The organism is Nocardia sp. NPDC060255 (assembly GCF_042727395.1).
Taxonomy (GTDB): Bacteria; Actinomycetota; Actinomycetes; order Mycobacteriales; family Mycobacteriaceae; genus Nocardia.
This window is the reverse complement of record NZ_JBHXAU010000022.1, coordinates 1-26,246: the sequence shown is the minus strand read 5'-3', so window position 1 is coordinate 26,246 and position 26,246 is coordinate 1. Positions and strand designations below refer to the sequence as shown.

Here is a 26,246-nt window from a genome sequence, read left to right as displayed (position 1 = left end):
AATTACGCCATGACCGATGCGTCCGGAGCACCCACCTTCTTCGACACCCTGCTCGACCGGACGATCGCGCCGGGTTACAGCCGCCTCGGCTTTCGATTCCGCCGCCGCGGCTGGCCTGCGGACGACCCGCACCCGGATGCCATGCGCGGCCGCACGGCGCTGGTGACGGGGTCGAATTCCGGTATCGGCAAGGCGATCGCTGCCGGACTGGCCGGGCTCGGCGGCTCGGTGATACTCGCCGTGCGCGACCGCGAACGTGGTGAACAGGCGGGTGCGGAGATCCGCGCGGCCGATCCTTCCGCCGAGGTGTCCGTGGCGGTGTGCGACCTGTCCGATCCTGGTTCGGTGGCGGCCTGCGCGGACGAGCTCAACGAGCGACTACCTCGGCTGGACGTGCTGATCCACAACGCGGGTCTGCTGCCACCACGGCGCATCGAAACGGCCGACGGGCACGAGTTGACGCTGGCCACGCACGTGCTCGGCCCGCTGCTGCTCACCGACCGGCTGGTGCCGCTGCTCGACGCGGCCGACGGGTCCCGGGTAATCCTGATGTCCTCCGGCGGTATGTACGCGCAGCGGCTCGCCGTCGACGACCCCGAATACCGGCACGGTCGATATTCCGGCACCACCGCGTACGCCCGCACCAAACGCATGCAGGTTGCGTTTACCCCGCCGCTGGCCGAACGCTATGCACCCCAGGGTATTTCGGTACACAGCATGCATCCCGGCTGGGCGGACACGCCGGGCGTCAGCACGTCGCTGCCCGGCTTCCACCGACTCATGCGGCCGCTGCTGCGCACACCCGAGGAGGGTGCCGACACCGCGATCTGGCTCGCCGCGACCTCGGCCACGCTGCCGTCCGGCCGGTTCTGGCACGACCGCCGGCTACGTCCCGAGCACTACTTGCGCCGCACGCGCTACACCGCCGACGAGGCCTGGCGGCTGTGGCTGTTCTGCCGGGAAGCCGCAGGTCTCGCCGTCGGATAGGCGACTCGAGCGGCACCGGACACCCTGGCCCAATTGGAACTTGTTCTACCATGGGGTCGAGTCATCGTCGACATCGGAGGATTTGTCATGCCGCTGGAACCCTCGGCCGCGGAGCTGCTGGCGGCCGTCCAGGCGTCACCACGCGCGGTCGCCGCGCACGACAAGTCCGCGTGGGTCGGCTTATTCACCGCCGACGCCGAAGTGAACGACCCGGTCGGCTCGCGTCCGCACCTCGGCCGCGCCGCCATCGAAAGCTTCTACGACACCTTCATCGGCCCGAACGACATCGCCTTCCGGGTCGAGCGCGACATCGTGCAGCCGCCGACGGTGGTGCGCGACCTGACCATCGAGACCACCATGTCGACCGGCGCCAGGGTCTCGGTGCCGATGCACCTGCGCTACCAGCTCGCCGAGGAGGACGGCGACTGGAAGATCGCGCAGCTGGCCGCGCACTGGGAACTCGGCCCGATGATCGTGCAGCTCTTGCGGACCGGGCCGAGCGGGCTCGGCGCCGCGCTGCGACTCGGCCCGCAGCTGATCAACAATCTGGGCGTGGAGGGCGCGCTCGGCATGATGCGGGCGCTCGGCGGGATCGGGCGGACGGGCAGGCGCGTGACGTCCCGGCTGTTCGCCGCGGCGGGCAGCACGGACATCGTCCGCGTCCGCGGGCTGCTCGGGCACTACGCCGTTGTCGAATTGCCCGCGGGCACACCGATTTCGGTGGAGGAGTTCACCAACCGGGCGCGGAACATGCGGTGGGGCAAGCTGATCGCGGCCGGTCGCACCGTGACGGCGTCGGTGCGTCTCGGTGATACCCGCGGCGTCGCGTTCGTCGAATTCGCCGCGGGCTCGCCGAGCATCGCCAGCCTGCGCTTCTTCCTCGACGGCGTGTGAGAACGACTGCTGGATAAGCGAATCCGGGCGGTGCAGTCTCGCTCAGGTGAGTTGGACCGACTTGGCCTGCGGCACCGGTTCCGGCGCGACCTGCGCGTGCTCGGTCCAGCCGGGCGGACCGAAAACGTAGCCGAGGCGGCCGCGCCAGGTGGTGGCGCCGCGCACGTCGCGGACGAGTCCGGCGAGCTCGTGGTAGTTGACCTTCAACGGGTTGTCGGTGCCGATGTTCTTGGTGAGGCCGTAGCGGATGGGCTCGGATTCGGCGGCGAAGCTGCCGAACAGGCGGTCCCAGATGATGAGGATGCCGCCGTAGTTCCGGTCGATATAGGGCTGGTTCGAGCCGTGGTGGATGCGGTGGTGCGCCGGGGTGTTGAACAGGAACTCGATCGGGCGACCCAGCGTGCCGACGCGCTGGGTGTGGATCGGGAACTGGTAGAGCAGGCCGATGCTCTGCAACAGGAAGATCATCCACACCGGGAAACCGAGCAAAGCCGCTGGCACCCAAGCCATTCCGCGCAGGATGTTGGCCACCGGATGCACCCACGGCAGCCGGATCGCGGTGGACAGGTTGAAGTGCTCACTGGAGTGGTGCACGCTGTGCGACGTCCAGAGCAGGCGGACCCGGTGGTCGGCGCGATGTGCCCAGTAGTAGCAGAAATCGGTGACCACCAGGCCGAGCACCCACACCCACCACGACGTCGCGGACAGGTGCAACGGGGTGATCGCGGCGGCCGCAACCACGGCGGAGAACGGAATCAGATACTGCGTCAGCGGTTTGCTGAGCCGCCCCAAGGTGAAGGTCGCCACGTTGGACACCGTGTCGCGCCCGGACCCGCCGTTCTTCGGGCGATCGGGATCCCGGCGGTACGCGATCCACTCCACCACCATGAACAACGCGAATGCGGGGAGGGCATAGGTCAACAGCTCCACTCGGTCCACCGGATCTCCTTGATCGTCCGTCGTCGAATCTCGACGCTACGGGCGATGGCCTGCGCAAACATCGCGCCGCCGAGGGATTCGGCGTCCCCCGCGCGGGGGACGCGACGACGCCGTGCGCAGGGCAGAGTTAGCGGGCCGGGTGGCCGAGCTGGCTAGGATCGCCCGCGACGGCTCCGACGACCAGGAGGGTGGTGGCGAACTGTTGGACGTGAGCAGGTCGCTGGCCCGGCAGTCGCTGGTGGTCGCGGCGGTCGCGGCGCTGATCGACGCCGTCGGGCTCGGACTGTGTGGCGTATTCGCCGTCGCGCCGTGGCAGACCGGTGCGGTGATGGCGGGCATCGTTGTCAGTGATCTGGCCTTGGCCGCGCCGCCACGTACCGCGGGCGTGGTCGCGGTGGCCCAGGTCGTGGTCCGGCTGGCGGCCGCCTGGTTGCTGCATCGGCACGGTTTCGACGGGCAGTTCGCCGGGGTCGGGCTATTGGTTGCCGGGTATCGCACCGGAGCCTGGCTTTCCGGACCGAAGTCGGTGTCGACCATGCTCCTGCTGTGCGGCGGCGTCGTCACCGCCCATCTGTTGTCGCGCGGTCATGCCGGGCATGACTGGCGGCTGATGCTCACGTCGACGGTGGCCGCGGGCTGTGTGCCGTGGCTGGTCGGCCGGTACACGGCGGCCCGCGGCGCGTACATCGCCGATCTGGAGCAGCGGGAGCGGTTGCGGCGACAGGAGCATCAGGTCGCGGTGGAGCGAGCGGTGACCGAGGAGCGGGCGGCGATCGCGCGGGACCTGCACGATGTGATCTCGCATCACGTGAGCGCCATCGGGATCCATGCGGGCGCGGCACGAATGGCCATGGCGGACAACACGAATGCTGCGGCGACCCGTTCGCTGTCGGCGGTCGAGTCGAGTAGCAGAGCCGCGATGGTGGATCTGCGGCGCCAGCTCGATCTGCTGCACGGCCGCGACGACGCGGGACAGCGACAGCCCGGGCTGGTCGATATCGACGGACTGATCGAACATGTGCGGGCCGCCGGATTGACCGTCGAAGTCGCCGTGCGTGGTTCGGTGGCCGAGTTGCCGGAGTCGTTGGATGTCACGGTGTATCGGATCGTGCAGGAGATGCTGACCAACGCGTTGCGGCACGGTGACGGCGCGCATGCGCGGCTCGCGGTGGTGTATCAGCCGAATCGCGTGGTGATCCGGGCTACCAATCCGATTCCCTCCGTACCGAATTCCAGCGATACCGCCGTGCCCCGAGGCCTCGGCGGGATCCGTCGTCGCACCGAGCTTTTCGACGGCGAACTCGACTACGGGCCTGATTCATCCGGAACCTCTTGGCACACCACGGTTTCCGTCCCGATCGGCGGATCATGAACCGGCCGATCCGGGTGCTGATCGCGGACGATCACAGCATGTTCCGCTCCGGACTGCGCGCGGTCGTCGACAGCCAAGCCGATTTCGACTGCGTCGCCGAGGTCAGCGACGGTCGCGCGGCTATCGCCGAAACCGCGAGGCTGCGACCGGATGTCGCGATTCTCGACGTGCGCATGCCGAAACTGGACGGGCTGGCCGCCACCGAGGCGATCGTCGCGGCGGGCGGCACGCACGTGCTGGTGCTCACCACCTACGACAGCGACGCCAATCTCTATCGCGCGCTGCGGGCCGGAGCGAGCGGGTTTCTGTTGAAGAGCCTGCCGCCGGAGGAACTCGTCGCCGCCATCCGCATCGCCGCCCGTGGGGACGCGCTGATCGATCCGTCGATGACGCGCCGACTGGCCGTCCGGTTCGCGACCACCCTCGCCCCGCCGCACACGCCGCCGGAGGTCGAACATCTCACCGCGCGCGAGCTGGAGGTGTTGCTGCTGCTCGCCGATGCCCGCAGCAATGCCGAGATCGCCGCATTGCTCGGCGTAGGTGAGGAAACGGTCAAGACCCACGTCTCCCGCGTGCTCGCCAAACTCGGTGTGCGCGATCGCATCCACGCGGTCGTCTATGCCCACGAGCACGGTCTGGTCGCTCGCAACCCGCCGGGATATCGCTGATCAACAGGCCGGTGACCAGCGGGGATGCGACACGGCGCGCCACCGGAGGTCTTCGCAAATCCGACTAATGGGACGTACGGTGAATCGGACTGTCTGGTCTTCTTCGAGGGATGGAGCGCTATGCGTAGGGATCGCCCCCGAGCCGTTGTCCTGGTCCTCGCATGTTCGGCGTTGATTCTTACCGGAGTCGGCGTCGCGGCCGCCCACGACGGCAGCGGCCAGGCACCCGGTGCTCGTTCGGTCGAGCAGCAAGCCCTGATCCACCAGGCGCGGCAGCGGGCCGCCAGTGCTCGCGACCGTGCCGAATCCGCCGGCCGCGCCGCCACTCCGAGCGCGAAAACCGGCGGTAAGGCGAAGACCAGCGTCGGCCCGCGCGACACCATCCACACCGGGATCGACAGCGCGACGAAGGCTGCCGAGGCCGCCTCATCGGCTGCCACTGCCGCCCAAGCCGCCGCCGACGCGGCCCACGCCGCCTTGACCGCCGTCCTCGCCACCGAGGACGCCACCGCCAGCTTCCTCGGCGCATTCGAAGCCGATCGAGCCGCTCGGGCCGCTGACGAGGCCGCCGCCGCTCCGGAGAACGTCGAACTGGCCAATGCCGCAGCGGCAGCGGAGAACAGGGCTGTCAAGGTGACCACTCGACGGGCCGATGTGGCGGTTCCCCCGATCAAAAAGCGATAGTTCGAACAGACGAAGGGCCAGCGCCGAAACGCTGACCCTTCCTTATATCTATCTTCCGTACCGGTTACGCGCCTGCCGGCGGCTCACTCACTGTCGTGGGATCGACGACGCCGAACGCCTCGCCCTGCGGGCCCTGCAGCACACCCATCCGGCCGAACGGGCTGTCGTGCACGCCCATCAGGACCGTCGCGCCGAGTTCGGTCGCCTTGGTGACGGCCGCATCGGTGTTGTCCACCTGGAACCAGGTCAGCCAGAACGACGGGGAGTCGCCGGGTGTCTTGCTCGCGTCGTTGATGCCGCCGACCGGGTCGCTGCCCTCGGTCAGGCCGAAGGTGGAATAGACGAAATCCTGACCGTCGCCGATTTCGGTGTAGTGCCAACCGAATACGGCCGCGTAGAACTCCTGCGCCTGCTTGTACTGGTCGGTGTGCAGCTCGTTCCAGCAGAATGCGCCGTCCTCGTTGTAGACGCCTGCGCCCTTGTGCGCCTTGGCCTCCCACACGCCGAAGACCGCGCCGACCGGGTCGGCGGCGACGAACATCCGGCCGACATCGAGCACGTCGAACGGCGGCATCATTACCGAACCGCCTGCCGCCGTGACCTTTTCGGCGATCTCATCGGCACTGTCGGCGGCGAAGTAGGTGGTCCACACCGACGGCATCGCCATACCGTCCGGCTTGAGCCCGATCCCCGCGGCGGGCCTGCCGTGGCGTAGCGCCATCAGATAGCCGCCCGCGTCCGGCGGGCTATCCAGGACTTCCCAGCCGAACAGGTCTCCGTAGAACTCGCGGGCCCGCGTGGTGTCGTCGACCTGAGTGTCGACCCAGCACGGTGTCCCCTGTGGCCAGCTTCCGTCATGAGTGGGCATATCCGTGGCCTCCTGACCTCGGTGTACTGATGTGCGGCCGGACGCGGCCGGCACGCGGCAAGTCAACCACCGGGCTACTGCCGGGCAGGGCGGAATCGGCGTTCCGGATGGGCACGTTCCGGCAACGGACGGGCAAGCGACACGAACCGGACACACCACGCTGATTTGTTGCCGGAAGGGGGCTTGATCAGGAGTATGGCGGGATGATCACAACATCCGACGTCGGGCGGGAACCGCTACGGCTGGACGAGCTTCCGGTTCGTCCCATTCATCGCAAGCTGGTGGCGCTCGTCGGTGCCGGACTGTTCTTCGATCTGTATGAGCTGTTCCTCGCCGGGACGATCACCGGGGTGCTGAAGCAGGAGATGCACCTGTCCACGTTTCAGCTCAGCGGGATCCTGGCGTCGGCGTTCGCCGGGCAGTTCCTCGGCGCGCTGGTGATCGGGCGGTTGTCGGATGTGTTCGGCCGGCGGCGGATGTTCATGATCAACATCGCGTTGTACTCCGGGTTCACGCTGCTCGGCGCGTTCAGTCCGAACATCATGTTCCTGATGGCGACGCGATTCCTGGCCGGGCTCGGGATCGGCGCCGAGATGACCGTGTCGGACACCTATCTGTCGGAAGTGGTTCCACCGCAGGTGCGCGGGCGGATGATCGCGATGGCGTACACGATCGGGTTCTGTGCGGTGCCGACCGTCGGGTTCCTCGCCAAATGGCTGGTTCCGTTGCAGCCCTTCGGTGTCGACGGCTGGCGCTGGTTGTTCGTGATCGGCGGGCTCGGCGCCGCGGTGGTGGTCGTCGCCCGGCGGGACATGCCGGAGTCGCCGCATTGGCTTGCGCGGCAGCAGAACAAGACGCAGGGCCTGCCGTTCAGCGCGATCGTCCGGCCGCCGTACCGCGGCAAGACGACGCTGTTCTCCGCCGTGATGATCCTGCAGGTGTTCGGCTACTACGGATTCGGCACCCTGGCGGTACTCGTGTTGGACCGCAAGGGATTCGAGGTGGTCACCTCGTTGAGCTACTTGGCCATCACTTATCTCGGCTACCCGCTGGGGTCGCTGCTGGCGATCCCGTTGATGGAGCGGATAGAACGCAAGTATCTCGTGATGGGGACCGCGACACTGATGGCGCTGTTCGGCCTGACCTTCGGCTTCGCCACCAGCGTGCCGCTCATCCTGTTGTCGGGCGGGTTGTTCACCATCGCCAGCAATGTCTTCTCCGACGCCATCCACGCATACCTGCCGGAGTCGTTCCCGACCGCGGTGCGCGGCACCGCATCCGGCGCGACCTATTCACTGTCGAAGGTGAGCACCGCGCTGCTGCCGTTCCTGTTGCTGCCGCTGCTCGACCGGGCGAACGGGCCGGGGCTGGTGTTCTCGGTGATCACCGTCGCGTTGCTCGTGATGGTCGCGCTCGTCGGGGTGTGGGGTCCGATCACCGGCAGACGTGCCTTGGATGAAGTGTGAGCCTAGTGAGCGAGGGTGGGCGCGGCGTGCGACCAGCGGTACTCAGCTAGTTCACCGACGATGAAACGGGCCAGGTCGGCTACCGGCACTTTCCAACCGCCGCTTGGAGTTTCGCCGTCCACGACGCGGTAGGTCGCAGTCGGCGGGTCGTCGGTCAGCCGGGTGGGGCGGACGAAGGTCCAGTCCACGGCGGACTCGCTGATGATCGATTCCATCAGGCGCATGTCGCCGTAGAGCTCGTTCATCAGGGTTCGTGCCAGCAGGCGGTACCACAGTGCGTGATTCGGGTCGTCTCGGCGAACGCCACTGGAGGTGATGGCGATCAGGCGGGGCACTCCGGCGGATCGCATCGCCGAGACCATGGCGCGGGCGGCGTCGGAATAGAGGCCGTCGGCATGCCGGCCCGCGGGGCCGATCGCGCTCACCACCGCGTCGTGACCCGCGACGGCCGCGCGCACGCTGTCCGGGTCGCGGACGTCGGCACGGGCCACGGTGAGCCGTTGCCGGTCGGCCGCTGACAGCTTTGCCGGGTCGCGGACCGCCGCGGTGACATCGTGGCCGGCGGTCAGCGCCTCGGTCACGATTACTCGACCCGCTCGTCCGGCGGCTCCGAAAACGATCACCTTCATAGCAACTCCTAGTCTCTCGATCAGTGATCGTAACGATCACTGATCGTTCCGAACGATGCTCGCTCCGACCACTGTTTGTCAAGCTAGGATTCGACACATGCCCGCCAGCCCCCGCCCCAATCCCCGCACCAGCCCCGCGAAAGCGCCACTGAGCCTCGACGCGATCGTGGCCGCGTCCCTCGACCTCGTCGACGAGCTGGGCTGCGCCGCGGTGAGCATGCGTCGAGTGGCGCAGGTGCTCGATACCGGCTCGGCGTCCCTGTATGTCTATGTGCACGACCGGCGTGAGCTGATGCTGCTGACGCACGACCTCGCCGTGGCCGCTGTCGAGCTGCCGACCGATGGCGAGTGGCGCAGTCGGCTGGAGTTACTCATCGAGCGGACCGTCGCCGCACTCGCCGGCCACCGCGACCTCGCCGCCGTCGGATTCACCGAGGCACCCACGGGCCCGCACATCCTGCGGCTCATCGAGGAGATGCTGCGGCTGCTCCGTCTCGGCGGCATCCAGGACGCCGCCTGCGCCTGGGCCGTCGACCTGCTCGGCCAATACATCGCCTCCGCAGCGTTGGAGGCGGCAGCGCGGAGTGGCACCGATGAACCCGCCGAGTCGGTGGACGACACGGCAACTCGACTCAGCGCCGGCTACCAGGCACTGCCCGCCGCGGACTTCCCCACGATCCGGGAACTGGCCCCCTTGCTCACCGGCGGCGGCAGTGCCAGGGCGGCGTGGAAGCTGCGCGTCATCATCGACGGGTTGCTCGCACAGGACACGCCTGCGCGGCAGTGACGTCAAGGCGAATTCCGGCCAGTGGGAGCGTTTCGCCAGTCGCGAATCGGCAGAATTAGAACCCGTTACCGTGGGCATCGTGCTGGCGCATCCCACGTCGAAGGGGCCCGATGATGAGCGACGACAATCCCGATCCGACCGCACGCCGACAGCTGACGGTGAGCGCGCGCGACGCCGGAAGTATCGCCGTGGCACTGTCCCGATGGCTGACCACCAAAATCGCCGCCGATCGGCCGCCGGAGATTTCGGCGCTGTCGAGTCCGGAAGGTTCCGGAATGTCCAGTGCGACAGTGTTTTTCGACGCGACATGGACCATCGCCGGTCAGCCCGTCCGCGCCTCCTTCGTCGCCAGGATGACCCCGGAGCCCGACTCTTTCCCGGTCTTCGAGACCTACGACCTGGCACGGCAATTCGACATCATGGCCGGAGTCGCCGCCGCCACCGATGTGCCGATACCCGAGCTGTGCTGGCTGGAACGCGACGAAACACACCTCGGCACAACATTTTTCGTGATGAAGCGGATAGCAGGCCGGATACCCGCGGACAATCCGCCGTATGTGTTCACCGGGTGGCTGTTCGATGCCACACCCGAGCAGCGGGCCGAGCTCGCCACCAACACCATCGAGGTGATCTCGAAGATCCACGCGATTCCCGAACCGGCCCTGCGATTTCCGATGCTGGCCGGTCACGGACCGGCGCTGCGCCGGCACGTCGACTCCGCTTACGCGCTGTACCGATGGGGGCTGGTCGCTGACGGATTCCGAATCCCGATCGTGGAGCGCGCCTTCGAGTGGCTGGAGGCGCACTGGCCCGCCGACCCGGGGCCTGACGTATTGCTGTGGGGCGATTCGCGGCCGGGCAACATCCTCTACCGCGGCTTCGAACCGGTCGGGATCCTGGATTGGGAGCTTGCCGCGCTCGGCCCGCGCGAAGTCGACCTCGCGTGGCTCATCTTCATGCACCGCTTTTTCCAGGATATCGCCACCCGCTTCCACCAGCCGGGGTTGCCCGACTTTCTACGCCGGGCCGATGTCGTCACGAAATACGAAGAGCTGACCGGACATCCGGTGCGCAACCTGGATTTCCACCTGGTCTACGCCGCGCTGCGGCATGCCATCGGGATGGCCAGGATCAAGCGCCGGATGATCCATTTCGGCGAGGACACCGACACCCCCGACCGCGACGACTACGTCATGCATCGAGCCGGGCTCACCGCGCTGCTCGACGGAACCTACGTATGGGATTGAGAGGAAAGCACATGACCCGCACCCTTGGTGTCGCTCCCGCGCCGCTGGACGAGTACCCCATTCACCAGACCCCGCTGTCGCTCACCCGAGTCGCCACCAGCGACCGGAACTTCTACGACCGCAGCTACTTCAACGCCCACGACCGCGACGGCGGCACCTTCCTCATCACCGGGCTCGGCGTTTACCCGAACCTCGGCGTGATCGACGCCTATCTCACCGTGCGGCACGGTGAGACGCAGCGCAGCGTGCGGTTCTCCGACGCGCTGGCCGAACGCAGTCTGGAGCAGCAGGTCGGCGGATACCGCATCGAGGTACGGGAACCGCTGCAACAGATCCGGGTGATCTGCGAACACGACGATCTCGGTTGCGACATCGTCTGGAACGGCTCGTTCCCCGCCGTGCGCGAACAGCCCCACCTGATTCTCTCCGGAGCCAGGCCGATCATCGAGGCGACCCGGTTCGCTCAGGTCGGCACCTGGGAAGGCACCCTGCACGTCGACGGCACCGACTTCACTGTCGACCCCGACGTCTGGGTGGGCACGCGGGATCGGTCGTGGGGCATCCGCCCCGTCGGCGAGCCCGATCCCGCGGGCCGAGAGGCAGAGTCGACCGAGGGCTACTGGTGGCTGTATGTGCCGTTGCGTTTCGACGACTTCGCCATCGTGGTGATCGTGCAGGAGCAGCCCGACGGTTATCGCACGCTCAACGACGCGGTGCGGATCTGGCCGGATGGCCGCGTCGAGCAACTCGGGTGGCCGCGCGTCGACCTCCAGTATCGGTCCGGAACACGGCATGTCGACGCCGCCCGGTTGACCCTCAGCACACCTGACGGCAAAACCCTGGAGGTGGAGATACAGACCGGCGCGCACGTGGCCCTGCATGTCGGTTGTGGCTACGGCGGCGACCCCGAATGGCTGCACGGTCGGTGGATGGGTCGCAACTGGGCCAAATCCAGCTCCTACGACCTGACCGATCCGGCGATCATCGCCCGCGTCCCGTACGGCGTAGTCGAATACGTCGCGCACGCCCGCTGCGGCGACGCCGAGGGCTGGGGACTGTTCGATCACGCGAGCCTCGGTCGGCACGACCCCACCGGCTTCACCGACTGGACGTCGGTCGCCCCCTGACCGTCGCCCGCGATACCAGGACCCGCGCGGCGTAGTGGCCTGGCGGAGTTGCGGCGAAGTGGACCTCGGCTGCGGCGCCGCGGCGGCACTAGCGTCGCTGGAATGACCGAGATTCGCGAAATCAGCGCCGATCAGACGAAGTTGGCTGCGGCGGCGCTGCTCGAGCTGCGGCCGCGCTGGGGCAGCGTCGACGCTGTGGTCGACTTCGTCGACACCGACCTGCGGCCGCGCGGGTACCGGCTCGCCGGAGTGTTCACCGAGACCGGCGACGCGGCGGTCTCGGTGCTCGGATTCCGCGAAGCATGGCACAGCGCGTGGGGACACCATCTGTACGTGGACGACCTGATCACCACCGCCGCCGCACGCGGTCACGGCCATGCCGACCTGCTCATGACCTGGGTGAAACAGGAAGCGCTGCGGCTGAACTGCGAAGCCGTCCACCTCGACTCCGGCGTCGGCCCCGACCGCGCACCCGCCCACCGCCTGTACCTGCGCCACTACCTGGCGATCACCGCCCACCACTTCGAACTCAGCTTCGACTGATGACTTCGGCGCCGGACCCGACCTGACTCGTCGACCCGCTCAGAAAAATGACGAACGGCCCGGAACTGTGTGTTCCGGGCCGTTCGTCGTTGTAGCGGGGACAGGATTTGAACCTGCGACCTCTGGGTTATGAGCCCAGCGAGCTACCGAGCTGCTCCACCCCGCGTCGGTAAACACAACATTACACACGGGTTCACGCTGATGCCAAATCGCCTGGTTGGAGGCGCATTTGCTGCTCTTGAAGGTAGGTCGCGACGCGGGCTCCGAGTGCCAGGAATCGAGGACGGAGAGCGGGGTCACATATGGCCGGAGGCGACGGTCCGTGGCGGCGGGCTGCGATTCGATGATGCGGATGGGCCTATCACCGGTTGCGGCAACTGGTTAAACGTGACCTGAGTCACAATATCGTAGTGATCTCGAACACATAACGTTGCTATAACAGACCGTCCAGAATGCGTGTCGGCAGCATTTGCGACCTGCATAAAGGGTCATATTCGGGTTATTCGCATCATGGAATGCGAGTGTTATCAAGACGTGATCTGCCGAGATTTCTTCGTTACCGTGCGTTCACGGCCCGGATCATCCGTGAAGGGCTCGAACTCGAACCGTTCGAATACCGGCGACCCTGTCCCACGGTTCGAGGATCCCCGACAACCTGGGGGCAGGGACCGGCGGCTCTTTCGCCGAGTTGGTAGGCGCAGGGAGGGAAATGCACTTATGACTGAGAACCGGAAGTTCAACGCCCGCGCCCTCGGCTTTGCCGCCGTTACCGGCGCACTTGTTGCCGTCCCGTTCGCACTCTCCTCCGCGACCGCATCGGCCGCGCCTGCCCACAACTGGGACGGCGTCGCACAGTGCGAGAGCGGCGGCAACTGGGGCATCGCCACCGGCAACGGCTTCTACGGCGGCCTGCAGTTCTCGCAGAGCACCTGGGCCGCCAACGGTGGCCACGGCTCCGCCAACAACGCCAGCAAGGACGAGCAGATCCGGGTGGCGGAGAACGTGCTCGCCACCCAGGGCCAAGGCGCCTGGCCGGTGTGCGGCCAGTACCTGCGTCCCGGCACGTCCGAGCCGGAGCCCCAGGCGGTCCAGGAGCCGGAGCAGGCCCCCGAGCCCGCCGCACCCGCCCTCCCCGCCGTCCCCGGCAGCCCCAAGGCCTTGGTCGAGCAGGCCAAGTCCGTCGGCAGCGACCTGGCCAAGCAGCATGGCCTCGACGCCCAGTTCCAGCAGATCCTGGAGCAGAACGGCTCGCTGATCGAGTCGATCGCGGGCCGCTGAGTATCGGTCGATACCGAATCGGCGCTGTTATCCCATCGATGGGATAGCAGCGCCGATCCGTTTGTTCGACGAGCAAACTCGAATAGTTATTCATGAGTTTGCTACCAAGGTTCTGGGAACCAACCTCGGTACTACTACCACGTCGGAAACCACATTCGGAACCGAAACAGTATTTACCGTAACGAAATACGCCGCCATCAATGATGGCGGCGTATTTTCGTTCCGTTACCGACGTTGCTAGCGCCCTGCGTCCTGGTACGCCTTGACCGCCGCGTCCAGTTCGTCGAGTGCTCGACCGAAGTCCTGGAAGTTGCCCGTGCGCATAGCATTACGCACCGCGTCGATCTTCTGGTTCAGCGCGGCGGCCGCAGCGTCCTTCGCCGCGGACGAACCGGTCGGCGGCGCGGTGCCCGCCGGCGGCGGGGTGCCGGTGTTCGGCGGCGGCGTGCTCTGATCCACCGGCGGCGGCACGGAACCCGGACGCGGCCGGGTACCCGAGTCACCGCCGAATGGTGTTGCCAGCGCACCACTTCCGGGTAGCACCTGGTTCAGTGCCTCGGCCAAGGTGGAGGCGTAGCCCACCTTCACGCTGCCCGCGTCGTCCCGGTAACTCACCAGGACGCGCAGCAGCTGCGGGAAGGTCGCGGTGTTAGCTCCGGTATTACGTTCGTTGTAGAACGGCTCAACATAGAGGATGCCGCCGTCGGCGATCGGCAAGGTCAGCAGGTTGCCGTATTTGATCTTGTTCGAGTTGGACAGCAGCGTCTTCTCCCGCGAGACCTCCGGCGCCGTCGTCATCCGGTTCTGCGTCTGCTGTGGGCCGAGCGTCTGGGTATCGGTCGGCAAGCGCAGAATCGTGAACTTGCCGTAATCGTCCGGATCCGATCGCACCGAGATATAGGCCGACAGGAACTGACGGTTGTAGCCGACCATCGCGCTGGTCAGATTGAAGACCGGCTTGTTCCCGCCCTTCGGGTCGCCGAGCAGCACGTAGTAGGGCGGCTGGTTGGCCGGTGCCCCGCCGTCGATCGTCGGGTCGGCGGCCACCGACCAGAAGGCGTTGTTGGTGAAGAACTCTCGCGGATCGTCGACGTGGTACTTGGTCAGCATCTCGCGTTGCACCTTGAACAGGTCTTCCGGATAACGGAAGTGCGCGCGCAACTCCGGGGTGATCGCGCTCTCCGGCTCCACCGCGCCGGGGAACACGCCCCGCCAGGCCTTCAGCACCGGATCCTTCGAGTCCACCTCGTACAGCTTCACCGTGCCGTCGTAGGCGTCCACGGTGGCCTTGACCGAGTTACGGATGTAGCTGACCTGCTTACGCGGCAGCAGCCTGCCGGTCTTCTTGTCGATGCTGTCCTCGACACCGTCCAGCGACGTCTTCTGCGCGTACGGGTAGTCGTCCAGTGTCGTGTACGCGTCGACGATCCACTGGATCCGTCCGTTGACGACCGCCGGGTAGGCGTTGCCGTCGGTGGTCAGCCAGGGTGCCACCTTCTGCACCCGATCCCGGGGATCGCGGTTGAAGATGATCTTGGAGTCGTTGCCGATGGCCGAGGAGAACAGGATGTTGCGCTCGGCGTACTTGGCGGCGAAGGCGAGCCGGTTGAACCAGTTGCCGATCGGCACGCCGCCCTTGCCGTCATAGGTGAATTGCTGGGTGTCGGAATCGTATTCGCGGGGCCGCTGGGCGTCCTTCGCGCCGACGATCGCGTAGTCCGGGCTGGCCTGCGAGATCACCTCGCCGTAGTAGATGCGCGGCTGGTCGACCTTGATCTTCTGCTTGTCCGTCGCCGTGAACAGGTCGCTGACCATGAAGATCGGGTAGCCGCTGTCGCTGCTGCCGCCGGTCGCGTTCGGGTCGTCGGTCTGCGGCTTGTTCACCCGGTTCGCGGGCGCGGCGACGAAACCGTTGCCGTGCGTATAGACGGTGTGCTGGTTGATCCAGTCCTTCTGGTTACCGCTCAACGCCGCGGGCGACAGCTCGCGGGCCGCCACGATGTAATCCTGCACATCGCCGTCGAGGTTGTAGCGGTCGATGTCCAGCGACTCAGGGAAGCCGTAGAAGTTCTTCAGCTGACGCAGCTGAGTGAAGGTGGGCGACAAGATGTTCGGATCGAGCAGCCGAGCGTTGCCGATGGTCTGGGCGTCGACCGGAACCTGCAGCGGACTCTTGTTGCTCTCGCCCTTGTAGTCCTGATAGGTGATCTTGTCGTCGGTGATCCCGAACGCCTGCCTGGTCGCGGCGATATTGCGCTGGATGTATTCGCTTTCCTTGTCCGCCGCGTTCGGGCGCACCGAGAACTGCTCGACCACCAGCGGCCACACCGCGCCGACCAGGATCGAGGACAGTACGAGCAGCGCGGCCGCCATGGCGGGCACCCGCAGATCGCGCAGCACGATGCCAGCGAAGAAGGCGAGCGCGCAGATCACCGCGATGGACAACAAGATCAGCTTGGCAGGCAGCACCGCATTGATATCGGTGAAGGAACCACCGGTGAAGGTGGGCTCCTTACGGCTGCTCATCAACAGCTCATAGCGGTCGAACCAGTACGCGATCGCCTTGAGCAGCACGAAAAGCCCCGCGAGCACGGCCAACTGGATGCGCGCGGCACGGGTCAGCGTGCCCTCGCGACCGCTCAGCCGCAGACCGCCGAACACGTAATGCGTCACCAGGCTGGCGAAGAACGCGATGACCACCGCGACGAACAGCCAGTTCAGAATCATCCGATAGAACGGCAGCTCGAAGGCGTAGAAGCTGACGTCGAGATGGAACTGCGGGTCCTGCTGGCCGAACGAACTGCTGTTCAGGAACAGATTGACGGTGACCCAATTCGATTGCGCCACCAGGCCGGAGAGCAGGCCGAGCAGCACCGGGATGCCGACGCCGAACAGCCGCAACCTGCTCATCACGGTGGTGCGATACCGCGCGATCGGATCGTTCGGACCGGCCACCGGCACGAACACCGGCCGGGATCGATAGGCCAGCAGCAACGCCAGCCAGACGACCAGACCGACGAAAAGCGCGACGGCGAGGAACAACAGGATCCGCGTCCGCAACACGGTGAGATACACGTTGCGGAAACCGACCTCGCCGAACCACAACCAATTGGTATAGGTGTCGGTCAGTCGTGGACCGAGCAGCAGCAACGCCGCGAGGGCAATGGCCGCCAGCAGCAGTACGCGGCTGCGTCGGGAAAGCGAAGGTAATCCGGTGGGGGGCCGCATGCCCACGGTGCCACTCTCCAAGGTCCGGCGGCACTCGCGCCGATACGTCCGGCCGAGATGCCGCAGTCCGATGTTGCGGGTGGTCCTTTCGGACCGTTCGGCCCCACTCTACGGAATCGGACACCGATCACACGCTCTGCCTATTGTTCGACGCCCGGCGAACTCTCGCCTGGCGGTGAATTGGGCGCGAAGCTCGGGTTTGTGGATTGGCCGCCGGGTCGATTTGATTGGATGTTCCCCGTGACCCCCGCAGATCTGCACGCCGAACTCGTCCTCGCCCGCTCCGTCCGCGAGGTCGCCGAATTCGTCGACGCCGAAGGGTGGGGCAGACCGCCGCAGATGTTCGCGCTGGTGCCCACCGCCGACCTGGTCGCGGCCCAGCCCGAGCTGCTCGACGAAGTCGACGAGGCGGCCGAGCTCACTCCCGTTGCCCAGGAACTGTTTCCGGACGACATCACCGGCGGCTCGGTGGCGCTGGACGAGTTCCTCGCGACCACCAGCTGGCCGCCCGCCGTCCAGGGCTGCGTGCTGGTGCAGGAGATCGTGGTGCTGCCGCCGGACGCCGAATCCACCCTGGACGAGGCGCTGGTGCCGCTGCTGGCCGATCACGAGGCGGCCGACGCCGCCGCGCGCGCCGCGGCCGAGGCCCATCCGGACCGGCGCGAGGCCCGGCTGTTCGCCGCGGTGCTGCGCGAGGGCGCGTCGCTGTGCCTGCTGCAGCTGCGGCCCGAGGACGACGCCGACGACTTCGGCGATCTGGACCTGCGCACCTACCCGAACCTGGCGCCCAACCTGATCGACGCGCTGCACGCCACGCTGGAGTGGTCCGGGCTGGACTGACCTCAGCCGCAGCCGACGGTTTCTTTGCCCGCGTTGATGTCGTTGAGCGATTGCACGGCGCCGGTGAGGGTTTCGACCCTTACCAGGCGCAGGCCGTCCGGGGTGCGCTGCTTGGCCTCGTTGCAGTTCGCGGCGGGCACCATGAAGGTCTCCGCGCCCGCGTCGCGCGCGGCCATCATCTTGTATTGGATGCCGCCGATCGGTCCGACCTTGCCGTCCTGATCGATGGTTCCGGTCCCCGCGACGAACTTGCTGCCGTCCAGCTCGCCGGGGGTGAGCTTGTCGATCAGCGCGAGGCTGAACATCAGACCGGCCGACGGGCCGCCGATGTCGGCGAGGTTGAAGTCCACCTGCAGCGGCGGGCGCGCGCCCTCGCCCGGTGTCACGCCGAGGTAGCCCTTGTTCTTGTCGTCCGGTCGCGCGCCGAGGGTGACCTCAACGGTCTGCTCGGCGCTGTCGCGGCGAATCTGCACGGTCAGCTTGGCACCCGGCGGCTGCGCCGACACGGCCGTGACCACGTCCTTCGGCGCGGCGATCGGCGCGCCGTTGATGCTGATGATCTCGTCGCCCTGGTGCAGCACGTCCTTGGCCGGGCCGTCGTCGGCCACCTTGCGCAGCAGCACCACGGTCGGCATGTTCAGGTAGTGCAGCGCCGCGACCTCGGCATTGCCCTCGGAATCCTTGAAGTCCTGCTGGTTGGACTTGTCGATCTCGTCCCGCGACACCCCGGGCGGATACACCTCCGAGCGCGGCACCAGGCCGTGCTTGCCGCTCACCCAGAAGCCGAACGCCTCGAAGATGCTCAACCCGTCGCGCACCGACACGGTCGTCATATTGAGGTGGCCGGTGGTCGGGTCCACCTCGGTGCCCCGGACGTCCACCACCTCTTTGCCATCGACCTTGCCGAGCGTGTTGAAGGTGGGGCCGGGGCCGAGTGCGACGAACGGCACAGTGAGCACGGTGCCGAGCGCGCCGAGCACGAGCACCGGGATCAGAGCGGCCACCAGGGTGAGGATCCGACGATTCACCTGGACCACAGTAGTGATGGCCGCCGCCGAAGGACGGTAGAGGCGGGCATTCGGCGTTCCCGCGCGTCCCCGGTTTCGCGCCGCGCGAACATCAACTGCCTGCACTGGACGCGTAACGTGAAGCATATGAGTGACGTCCCCTTCGGATTTTCGAACCGCGACGACGACGACCGCAAGCGCGGTGACGAGCCGGGCGGTCCCGAGTCGAACAACCCGTTCGGAGTGGGTGGGCCGGGCGGCGGTTTCGATCCGTCACAGCTCGGGCAGATGTTGACCTCGCTCGGCCAGATGCTCAGTGGCATGGGGCAACCGGGTTCGGCGCAGTCCGGCCCGGTGAACTACGACGTCGCCAAGCGACTGGCCCGCCAGCAGCTCGGCGCGAGCGTGACCCCGGTGTCGGCGAGCACCGCGAGTGCCGTCGCCGACGCCGCGCACCTCGCCGAGCTGTGGCTCGACGGCGCGACCACCCTGCCCGCCGGCGCGAGCAAGACCGTCGCGTGGACCGCCAACGACTGGATCGAAGAGACGCTGACCACCTGGCAGCGGCTGTGCGACCCGGTGGCCCAGCAGATATCGGGCATGTGGACCGCGTCGCTGCCGGAGGAGGCCAAGGAGTTCGCGGCGCCGATGGTCGGCATGCTCGGTCAGATGGGCGGCCTCGCGTTCGGCTCGCAGCTGGGTCAGGCGCTGGGCCAGCTCGCCAAGGAGGTGCTGACCTCCACCGACATCGGCCTGCCGCTCGGCCCGACCGGCACCGCCGCCCTGCTGCCCGCCGCCATCGCTGAATTCAGCGCGGGCCTGGAGCAGCCGGAGAGCGAGATCATGGTGTTCCTCGCGGCCAGGGAAGCGGCGCATCAGCGACTGTTCGGGCACGTGCCGTGGCTGCGCCAGCAGGTACTCGCCGCGGTCGAGGACTACGCACGCGGCATCAGGATGGACTTCTCCGCGCTGGAGGAGGCCGCCCAGGGCATCGACCCGACGGCGCTGACCGATCCGGGCAAGCTCGAGGAGATCCTGTCGCAGGGCGCGTTCGAGCCGCAGACCACGCCGGAGCAGAAGCAGGCGCTGGAACGACTGGAGACCCTGCTCGCGCTGATCGAGGGCTGGGTGGAGGTCGTGGTCACCGATGCCGTCGGCGACCGGCTGCCCGGCGCGGGCGCGCTGGCCGAGACGCTGCGCAGGCGGCGCGCCACCGGCGGTCCGGCCGAGCAGACGTTCGCGACCCTGGTCGGTCTGGAGCTGCGGCCGCGCAAGCTGCGCGAGGCCGCGGCGCTGTGGCGCAGGCTCACCAGCGATGCGGGCATGGAGAAGCGTGACGGCGTCTGGGCGCACCCGGACCTGCTGCCCGACTCCAACGACCTGGACTCCCCCGCCGGATTCATCGACTCGGTGATCGGCGGCGGTACCACCGCGTTCGACGATCCGCTGACGCAGCTCGCGGAGACCGAGGCGCGGGAGAAGGCCGAGCGGGATAAGTCCGACGAGGCCGCCCAGCGGCGCGCGGACGGCGGCGAGTCCGGCCCTGACCTGGGCAAGGACAGCGGCACGTCCGCCTGATTGCCCTGTTGGTAGTGCCGAATCCCTGTGGATAACCGCGGGATTCGGCACCGGTCGGCCGACCCGGGCTGCGCATACTGCCGGGCATGACATCACTGTGTCGTGGTCCGATGCTGCCCCCGCAGCTCACCGTGCTGGTGCGCCCGTCCGGCACCGTGCAGCTCGGCTGGCATCCCGAGACCGCGCTGTTGCTCGACGCCGCGGGGCTCGACGCCGACACGGTGCTCGCCTTCCTACGCCTGCTGGACGGGACCCAGACTCGACCCCAAATCGTCTGGCGGGCAGGCGAATGCGGCATCGAACCGGATCTCGCGATGGCGCTGCTGGACGTGCTCGACGAGGCCGGGCTGCTCGAACATCCCGAGGATCGCGGCGGGCGGATCCGGTCGGTGCGGGTGCACGGGCTCGGGCCGATATCGGACGCGATCGTCGCGGGACTGCGCAAACTCGGTGTGCGGCCGAGCCGTTCGCGCGACTACCGCCCGCACGCGGCGCCGGTGTCCAACTGGCGGGCCGACCTGGTGGTGCTGGCCGACACGATCATCGCCGACCCACGGCTCATCGACGACCTGGTGCAACATCGGATCGCCCACCTGCCGGTGCGGATCCGCGACGGCCGCGGCGTGATCGGCCCGCTCGTGCTGCCCGGCGCGACCAGTTGCCTGCGCTGTGCCGATCTGCTGCGCGCCGACAACGACGCGGACTGGCCGCATCTGGCCGCGCAGTTGCTCGACCGGGTCGGGCACGCGTCCCCGGCCAAGATCGCGGCCACCGCCGCCCTCGCGGTCAGCGAAGTGGAGGACATCCTGGCGCTGTCGACCCGCCGGAAGCTGGCCACGTTGGATGCGACTCTCGAATTAGACCTGGCCGCCCGGCTGCTCGATCGGCGGCAGTGGCCGCGCCACGCGGACTGCGATTGCCGGCGAATTCCCGCTGGGCTCACCGCATGTCGGGCCAGCCCTCGGCCGCCGACCCGATCGGCGATCAAGTGATCGGGGTCACTCCCGTCGGCGGCGCCGATTCAAGATTGCCATGGCTAAGTTGCGGTTCCTTCCGCCATGATGGGTACGTGTCTGAGATTGTGCGCCGTCGCTCGTCCCGTAACGCCAAGTTGGCCAAGATTCCGCTCGGCATCGCCGGGCGGGCGGCCGTGGGGTTCGGGAAGAAGCTGGCGGGCGGCGACCGGTCCGAGATCAACGCGCAACTGAACCAGAAGGCCGCTGAGCAGCTGTTCACCGTGCTCGGCGAGCTCAAGGGCGGCGCGATGAAGTTCGGGCAGGCGCTCAGCGTGATGGAGGCCGCGGTCCCCGAGGAGTTCGGTGAGCACTACCGCGAGGCACTCACCAAGCTGCAGGCCGCCGCGCCGCCGATGCCCGCCGAGACCGTGCACCGGGTGCTCGACCAGCAGCTCGGCACCCAGTGGCGGCAACGGTTCCAGGAGTTCGACGACAACCCGGCCGCCTCGGCCAGCATCGGCCAGGTGCACAAGGCGGTGTGGTCGGACGGGCGCACCGTCGCGGTCAAGGTGCAGTACCCCGGCGCCGACGAGGCGTTGCGCGCGGACCTCAAGACGCTGAACCGGATGACCGGGCTGCTCGCGTCGGTCATTCCCGGCGCGGATGTGAAGCCGATCCTGGCCGAGATCACCGAGCGCACCGAGGAAGAACTCGACTACCGCAACGAGGCGGCCAACCAGCGCGCCTTCGCCAAGGGGTTCGACGGGCACCAGGAGATCGTGGTGCCCAAGGTGGTGGCCAGCGCGCCGAAGGTGATCGTCACCGAATGGCTGGACGGCACCGCGGTCTCCTCGATCATCAAGGCGGGCGCGGAGGATCCGGCGGGCACCCGCGAGCTGCGCAACCGGGTCGCGGGCCTGATGGGCCGCTTCCACTTCTCCTCCCCCGAGACCGTCGGCCTGCTGCACGCCGACCCGCACCCCGGCAACTTCATGATGCTCGCCGACGGCAAGCTCGCCGTCATCGACTTCGGCGCCTGCGCACCGATGCCGAACGGCTTTCCCGTCGTGCTCGGCCGGATGCTCGCGCTGGCCGTCGAGGAGCGCTTCGAGGAACTCACCACGCTCATGTACGACAACGGCTGGGTCATCCCGGGCCGCACCGTCACGCACAAAGAGATCGCCGACTACCTGCGCCCGTTCACTGATCCGATCAAGTCCGACTCGTTCCACTTCACCCGCAAGTGGATGCAGCGGGTCGCGGGCAAGGCCTCCGACATCTCCAGCCAGGAGATGAAAACCGCACGCGCCCTGCAACTCCCGGCCGAATACGTGATGATCTTCCGCGTCCTCGGCGGCTCCGTCGGCATCCTCGCCCAGCTCGACGCGGAACTGCCGTTCATGGAACTGGTCCGCACCTGGATGCCCGGCTTCCGCGAGGAGCGCACGGCCAGCTGAGCCGACGATGTAGCGCGGCCGGCGCAGGCGTAAGCTGCCCGGTCGGCGGGACCCTGCCGGGGCGACGCTGATTGCGGGGAACGGGGCGGTTGGTCGATTAGCCTCGTCTCAGGTCGGCTCGACTCCGTCTACGAAGGGTGATGGCCATGTCGTGCACCGGTCGGATAATCGGTGTTTCGATCAGTGCGGCGGTAGTACTCGGGTCATCGATGGCGCCGGTCGGGGCCGCGACCGACGAGGATGCGCAATCGGTGGTGTCGCTCTCGGTGGGGCCGGGCGTATCGGTCAATGTTGTCGACAAACGTGTCGTCAGCTTGACGTGCGCGCCGAAGATCGGCGGCACCCATCCGAAGGCCAAGGAAGCCTGTAAGAACCTGACGGCCGCCGACGGAAACATCAGGGCGCTCGCGGATTTCACGGTGCCGCCGCTGTGTTCGGACGATTTCGATCCCGTCGTCGCCACCATCGACGGGGTCTGGCGCGGGCGGCCGGTCTCCGATCATGGGTTCTTCTCCAATACGTGCGTATTGCGCGCCACCACCGTGTCGGTATTCGACTTCTGACTGCGTTTCACCAAAGGTGAACGGCCGTTGCCGGTTTCGGCGCGGCGCAGGCGGACGGCGAACACCAGGTGCACGAGTACGCCGACGAGAGCGGTCATCGTCACTCCGCTGCCGAGCAGCAGGCGTAGATCCGTGGGGAAGCCGCGGAAGAGGCCGGGGATCAGAATCGGAAGCAGGCCCGCGGTCAAAGCCGCTGTGGCAGTGAGGAGTACCGAGTCCGAGGTCAGGTCGACGTCGCGGAACATGCCGAGACCGGCGGTGATGATCATGGCGAAGGTGATGGCCGCCGTGCCGCCGACGACCGGGCCGGGGAGCGAGTTGACGAGGCGGCCGATCGGGGCGAGGAATGCGGCGACGACGAGCAACGCGCCGGTGATGGCGGTGATGTAGCGGCTGCGGATGTTCGTGAGGCGGATCAGGCCGATGTTTTCGCCGCTGGTGACCATGGTCGGGCCACCGAAGAGGCCGGACAGCAGCGAGGTGACGGCGTCGCCGCGAATGGTGCGGCCGACGGTCAGCGGCGGGTCGATCCGCTTGTCGACGATCTTCGCGTTGAGGACGGTTTGGCCGGTAGCCTCGGCCATCGAGCCGATGCTGAACACCAGCAGCGGAACAGCGGCAAGCAGGTCGAAATGCGGTGTGCCGAAAAGGAATAGGTCGGGAGCCTGCGCCAGCGCCGAGCCGGATTGCAGCTGGAACTGCCCCAGGCTCGCCGCGACAGCACTGCCGACCGCCATGCCGAGCAGCACGGACAACCGGCGCCACCCCGGGGGAAGGAGCCGGTAGGCGAGCACCGTCGCGCCGATGGTGATGGCGGCCAGCACCACCGAACGCACCGGCGACCGATCGTCGGGCGTGGTGATCAGATTGCCCGCCACCTTCACCAGATTGATGCCGATGACCACGATCATGCTGGCGATCACCACGGCGGGCAGCCGGGTGACCAGCCGCCGGGCCAGCGGGACGAGCACGATCCCCGCCAGCGCGGTGATGAGCACCGCACCGCTCGCGGTCGCCGGATTCGATTCCTGCGCGATCTGAATGAACAGCACCACCGCCGCGCCGCCGGGCAGCATGACGAACGGCAGGCCCGCGCCGAGCCCGAACCGCCCGCTGGACTGCAGAATCGTGCCGATGCCACTGAAAAGCAAAGTGGCGCAGAGCAATGCGCGCGACTGCCCATCATCGAGATGCAGGCTGCGGCTGATCAGCAACACCGAGGCGATCGGCGTCGCGACCATCACGACCAGATGCTGCACCGCTGCCGCGAGCGCCCGGCCGGGCGGCGGCACCTCATCGACCGGGTGCGCGGTCACCGCGTCGGCAGCCACGGAATGTCCTGGTAGCGGTAGGCGCGGAAGATGGCGTTCGAGATGCCCGGAAAGACCTGCGCGGTATCGGCATCCGGGTAGGCCGTGAACGATGGCACCACGTACTCCCAGCAAATCTGTTGCGCCGGAGTCACTTCGAAGATGCGGCCGAACGCCGCCTCGGTGATGAGAGTGTTGCCGTTAGGCAGCCGCTGCGCGCCACCCATGAACGGCGTGAAGAACGCCTCACGCGGCGAATCCTGGTAGCTCCAGGCGATTTCGCCGGTGGCGCCGTCGATTTCGAGGATCCGGCTGTAGGTCACCGATTCGCCGGTGCGGAAGGTGCCGTTGTCGAACAGCAGGATATTGCCGTCGCCGACCGGCGTGGCATGGTGCTGCTGGGCGACGGTGGCACGATCGGCGAGTGTCGAGGCGGTGCCGGTGCGTCGATCGATGGTGATCACCGCGGACACGCTGCGCAGGCTCGCCACGATGGTGTCGTCGTCGAGCGGATGCACGCTGTTGATCAGCGGCCAGTGCTCACGCCAGTAATGCGGTTGCAGTGCAAAGTCTTTCGGATCGAGCTGCTCGGCCGCGCGCCATTCCCAGAGCAGGCTGCCGTCCGGCGCGACCTCCCTGATGACGTCCGACCAGACGATGCCATCGGCCTCGGTACCGGGCACCCCGCCCTCGATGCGCGCGGCGGCCGCTCCGGTCAGTGGCTCGACCCCGGTGTAGAGGATGCGGCCGTCGTCGTAATGGTGCGCGTCGTGATGCTGGAAATCGTCGCGATGCTCCGACAGCAGCGTCCCGTCCTTGTCGTAGCGGCCCATCGATCCGCCGCTGTACTTGCGCCACATCGCGAACAATGCGGGCCGCGCCAGCGTCGCGCCGTTGTAGGCCAGCGAACCGTCGGCGAGCAGCCGCGCATGCCTGCCCGGCCGGTACGGCAGCTGCCAGCGATGCACCACCTCGCCCGCGAGATCGACCAACTCGACCAGTCCGCGCCCGGCCAACGGCGCGTACAGCGTGTAACCGGGCGACGCCGAGGCCGCATCGATACCGATCAGCCCGGTGCCCCGGCGCTTGAGGGTGTTCTGCTCCACCAATCCTCCTGAATATTCAGTGTCACTGAATATTCAGTACGCTAGATGCCGCTGGAAGCATTGCGATCACCGTGATGTAAACACGAGGATTCAGTACCCCGCTGCTGACAATGTGCGAAGCAACGAGAGAGGTTTTGAGTAAGTGCAGCAGAACGGAAGCGACGACCAGGCGCGCTGGCCCGGGCTAGGCAACGTCGTGCACGACCGCAGGCGTGCGGCACGACTGACGCTGGCTCAGCTGGCTGCGAAGACCGAATTGTCGCAGTCGTTCCTGAGCCAACTGGAGAACGGGCGAACGAACACGAGTCTGCGCTCGCTGCAACGCATCGCCGACGCGCTGAGCACCACGGCGACGGAACTACTTGCGGCGGCCGACAGCACACCGGGCTCGGTGATCGTCCGGGCCGGCGAGGGCATGCTCGAGCAGGCCGACCGGAACAATGACGGTTCGGTGCGCTCGCTGGTCCACGGACCGCGGGACCTGCGCGCACTCGAATTCACCGGTGGCACCGACCGGGGCGGGCGCGAATTCACGCATCAGAACGATGAATTGATCTACGTGGTCTCCGGGACCATCACGGTCGCCGCCAACGGCGAAGAGGTGACGCTGTCCACCGGAGACTCCTACTACTGCCCGTCGGGGGGGGGGCCCCCCGGGGGGGGGGCCCCCCCCCCCACCACAAACAAAAAAGAACCCCGAGCCCCCCGGCGG

24 protein-coding genes and 1 tRNA gene are annotated in these 26,246 nt (G+C 67.4%); 17 read left to right on the top strand and 8 right to left on the bottom strand.

Annotated elements, in window-relative coordinates:
• Positions 1-9: 9 nt before the first annotated feature.
• Together ACFWF1_RS32125 and ACFWF1_RS32120 are read left to right on the top strand one after the other, a co-directional pair.
• Entirely contained in the window at positions 10-987 is a 978-nt protein-coding gene (locus tag ACFWF1_RS32125; RefSeq protein ID WP_379285447.1) for an SDR family NAD(P)-dependent oxidoreductase, read from the top strand.
• 87 nt (positions 988-1,074) lie between these two features.
• A complete protein-coding gene (locus ACFWF1_RS32120) occupies positions 1,075-1,881 on the top strand; it encodes a nuclear transport factor 2 family protein (RefSeq protein WP_379285448.1) in 807 nt (268 codons plus the stop codon).
• A gap of 42 nt (positions 1,882-1,923) precedes the next feature.
• On the opposite strand, the gene ACFWF1_RS32115 is transcribed toward ACFWF1_RS32120, so the two are convergent.
• On the bottom strand, positions 1,924-2,811 hold the full coding sequence (locus tag ACFWF1_RS32115; protein WP_379285737.1) for a sterol desaturase family protein: 888 nt from the start codon (positions 2,809-2,811) through the stop codon (positions 1,924-1,926).
• Positions 2,812-2,959: 148 nt separating this feature from the next.
• Between ACFWF1_RS32115 and ACFWF1_RS32110 the strand changes: the two genes are divergently transcribed.
• From ACFWF1_RS32110 to ACFWF1_RS32100, 3 genes are all read left to right on the top strand, one after another.
• Positions 2,960-4,192, top strand: a complete 1,233-nt coding sequence (locus ACFWF1_RS32110) for a sensor histidine kinase (RefSeq protein ID WP_379285449.1) — start codon at positions 2,960-2,962, stop codon at positions 4,190-4,192.
• Positions 4,189-4,860 (top strand): response regulator, encoded by a 672-nt coding sequence (locus ACFWF1_RS32105; RefSeq protein ID WP_379285451.1) that lies wholly within the window; start codon positions 4,189-4,191, stop codon positions 4,858-4,860. The genes ACFWF1_RS32110 and ACFWF1_RS32105 overlap by 4 nt, the downstream gene beginning before the upstream one ends.
• Positions 4,861-4,980: 120 nt before the next feature.
• The gene (locus ACFWF1_RS32100; RefSeq protein ID WP_379285453.1) at positions 4,981-5,544 is read left to right on the top strand and encodes a hypothetical protein; all 564 of its coding nucleotides are present in this window, start codon (positions 4,981-4,983) and stop codon (positions 5,542-5,544) included.
• A 64-nt stretch (positions 5,545-5,608) separates the two neighbouring features.
• Here ACFWF1_RS32100 and ACFWF1_RS32095 read toward each other — a convergent pair whose 3' ends face one another.
• A complete protein-coding gene (locus tag ACFWF1_RS32095) occupies positions 5,609-6,412 on the bottom strand; it encodes a VOC family protein (protein WP_379285455.1) in 804 nt (267 codons plus the stop codon).
• A gap of 203 nt (positions 6,413-6,615) precedes the next feature.
• On the opposite strand from ACFWF1_RS32095, the gene ACFWF1_RS32090 reads away from it, so the two are divergent.
• The gene (locus tag ACFWF1_RS32090) at positions 6,616-7,878 is read left to right on the top strand and encodes an MFS transporter (protein ID WP_379285457.1); all 1,263 of its coding nucleotides are present in this window, start codon (positions 6,616-6,618) and stop codon (positions 7,876-7,878) included.
• A 2-nt stretch (positions 7,879-7,880) separates the two neighbouring features.
• Here ACFWF1_RS32090 and ACFWF1_RS32085 read toward each other — a convergent pair whose 3' ends face one another.
• Positions 7,881-8,507: an NAD(P)-dependent oxidoreductase gene (locus tag ACFWF1_RS32085; RefSeq protein WP_379285459.1), complete on the bottom strand. Its 627-nt coding sequence runs from the start codon at positions 8,505-8,507 to the stop codon at positions 7,881-7,883.
• Positions 8,508-8,604: 97 nt separating this feature from the next.
• On the opposite strand from ACFWF1_RS32085, the gene ACFWF1_RS32080 reads away from it, so the two are divergent.
• The 4 genes from ACFWF1_RS32080 to ACFWF1_RS32065 all read left to right on the top strand — a co-directional run bounded on the left by ACFWF1_RS32080 (position 8,605) and on the right by ACFWF1_RS32065 (position 12,211).
• Positions 8,605-9,294 carry a TetR/AcrR family transcriptional regulator gene (locus ACFWF1_RS32080; protein WP_379285461.1) on the top strand — a complete coding sequence of 230 codons (690 nt, stop codon included), beginning with the start codon at positions 8,605-8,607 and terminating at the stop codon, positions 9,292-9,294.
• Between the two features lie 113 nt (positions 9,295-9,407).
• On the top strand, positions 9,408-10,541 hold the full coding sequence (locus ACFWF1_RS32075) for a phosphotransferase family protein (protein WP_379285463.1): 1,134 nt from the start codon (positions 9,408-9,410) through the stop codon (positions 10,539-10,541).
• An 11-nt stretch (positions 10,542-10,552) separates the two neighbouring features.
• Positions 10,553-11,668, top strand: a complete 1,116-nt coding sequence (locus ACFWF1_RS32070) for a hypothetical protein (protein ID WP_379285465.1) — start codon at positions 10,553-10,555, stop codon at positions 11,666-11,668.
• Between the two features lie 102 nt (positions 11,669-11,770).
• Positions 11,771-12,211, top strand: a complete 441-nt coding sequence (locus ACFWF1_RS32065; RefSeq protein ID WP_379285467.1) for a GNAT family N-acetyltransferase — start codon at positions 11,771-11,773, stop codon at positions 12,209-12,211.
• Positions 12,212-12,303: 92 nt separating this feature from the next.
• Here ACFWF1_RS32065 and ACFWF1_RS32060 read toward each other — a convergent pair.
• A tRNA-Met gene (locus ACFWF1_RS32060) sits at positions 12,304-12,377 on the bottom strand.
• Positions 12,378-12,928: 551 nt separating this feature from the next.
• Here ACFWF1_RS32060 and ACFWF1_RS32055 point away from each other — a divergent pair.
• Complete coding sequence (locus ACFWF1_RS32055; RefSeq protein ID WP_379285469.1) at positions 12,929-13,489, top strand: transglycosylase family protein; 561 nt, start codon at positions 12,929-12,931, stop codon at positions 13,487-13,489.
• 237 nt (positions 13,490-13,726) lie between these two features.
• Here ACFWF1_RS32055 and ACFWF1_RS32050 read toward each other — a convergent pair whose 3' ends face one another.
• Positions 13,727-16,723, bottom strand: a complete 2,997-nt coding sequence (locus tag ACFWF1_RS32050) for a UPF0182 family protein (RefSeq protein WP_379285471.1) — start codon at positions 16,721-16,723, stop codon at positions 13,727-13,729.
• A 225-nt stretch (positions 16,724-16,948) separates the two neighbouring features.
• On the opposite strand from ACFWF1_RS32050, the gene ACFWF1_RS32045 reads away from it, so the two are divergent.
• Positions 16,949-17,557: a PPA1309 family protein gene (locus ACFWF1_RS32045; protein ID WP_379285473.1), complete on the top strand. Its 609-nt coding sequence runs from the start codon at positions 16,949-16,951 to the stop codon at positions 17,555-17,557.
• Positions 17,558-17,559: 2 nt separating this feature from the next.
• Here ACFWF1_RS32045 and ACFWF1_RS32040 read toward each other — a convergent pair whose 3' ends face one another.
• A complete protein-coding gene (locus ACFWF1_RS32040) occupies positions 17,560-18,585 on the bottom strand; it encodes a PDZ domain-containing protein (protein ID WP_379285474.1) in 1,026 nt (341 codons plus the stop codon).
• Positions 18,586-18,711: 126 nt separating this feature from the next.
• On the opposite strand from ACFWF1_RS32040, the gene ACFWF1_RS32035 reads away from it, so the two are divergent.
• From ACFWF1_RS32035 to ACFWF1_RS32020, 4 genes are all read left to right on the top strand, one after another.
• The gene (locus tag ACFWF1_RS32035; RefSeq protein WP_379285476.1) at positions 18,712-20,142 is read left to right on the top strand and encodes a zinc-dependent metalloprotease; all 1,431 of its coding nucleotides are present in this window, start codon (positions 18,712-18,714) and stop codon (positions 20,140-20,142) included.
• An 86-nt stretch (positions 20,143-20,228) separates the two neighbouring features.
• A complete protein-coding gene (locus tag ACFWF1_RS32030; RefSeq protein ID WP_379285478.1) occupies positions 20,229-21,134 on the top strand; it encodes a hypothetical protein in 906 nt (301 codons plus the stop codon).
• A 77-nt stretch (positions 21,135-21,211) separates the two neighbouring features.
• Complete coding sequence (locus ACFWF1_RS32025; RefSeq protein WP_379285480.1) at positions 21,212-22,555, top strand: ABC1 kinase family protein; 1,344 nt, start codon at positions 21,212-21,214, stop codon at positions 22,553-22,555.
• 146 nt (positions 22,556-22,701) lie between these two features.
• Positions 22,702-23,118: an SSI family serine proteinase inhibitor gene (locus tag ACFWF1_RS32020; RefSeq protein WP_379285482.1), complete on the top strand. Its 417-nt coding sequence runs from the start codon at positions 22,702-22,704 to the stop codon at positions 23,116-23,118.
• Here ACFWF1_RS32020 and ACFWF1_RS32015 read toward each other — a convergent pair.
• Together ACFWF1_RS32015 and ACFWF1_RS32010 are read right to left on the bottom strand one after the other, a co-directional pair.
• On the bottom strand, positions 23,055-24,449 hold the full coding sequence (locus tag ACFWF1_RS32015) for a uracil-xanthine permease family protein (RefSeq protein ID WP_379285484.1): 1,395 nt from the start codon (positions 24,447-24,449) through the stop codon (positions 23,055-23,057). The genes ACFWF1_RS32020 and ACFWF1_RS32015 overlap by 64 nt on opposite strands.
• A complete protein-coding gene (locus ACFWF1_RS32010; protein WP_379285486.1) occupies positions 24,431-25,534 on the bottom strand; it encodes an aryl-sulfate sulfotransferase in 1,104 nt (367 codons plus the stop codon). The genes ACFWF1_RS32015 and ACFWF1_RS32010 overlap by 19 nt, the downstream gene beginning before the upstream one ends.
• A 142-nt stretch (positions 25,535-25,676) precedes the next feature.
• Here ACFWF1_RS32010 and ACFWF1_RS32005 point away from each other — a divergent pair.
• Positions 25,677-26,246: helix-turn-helix domain-containing protein (locus tag ACFWF1_RS32005; RefSeq protein WP_379322244.1), on the top strand; the 570-nt coding region annotated here is incomplete at its 3' end.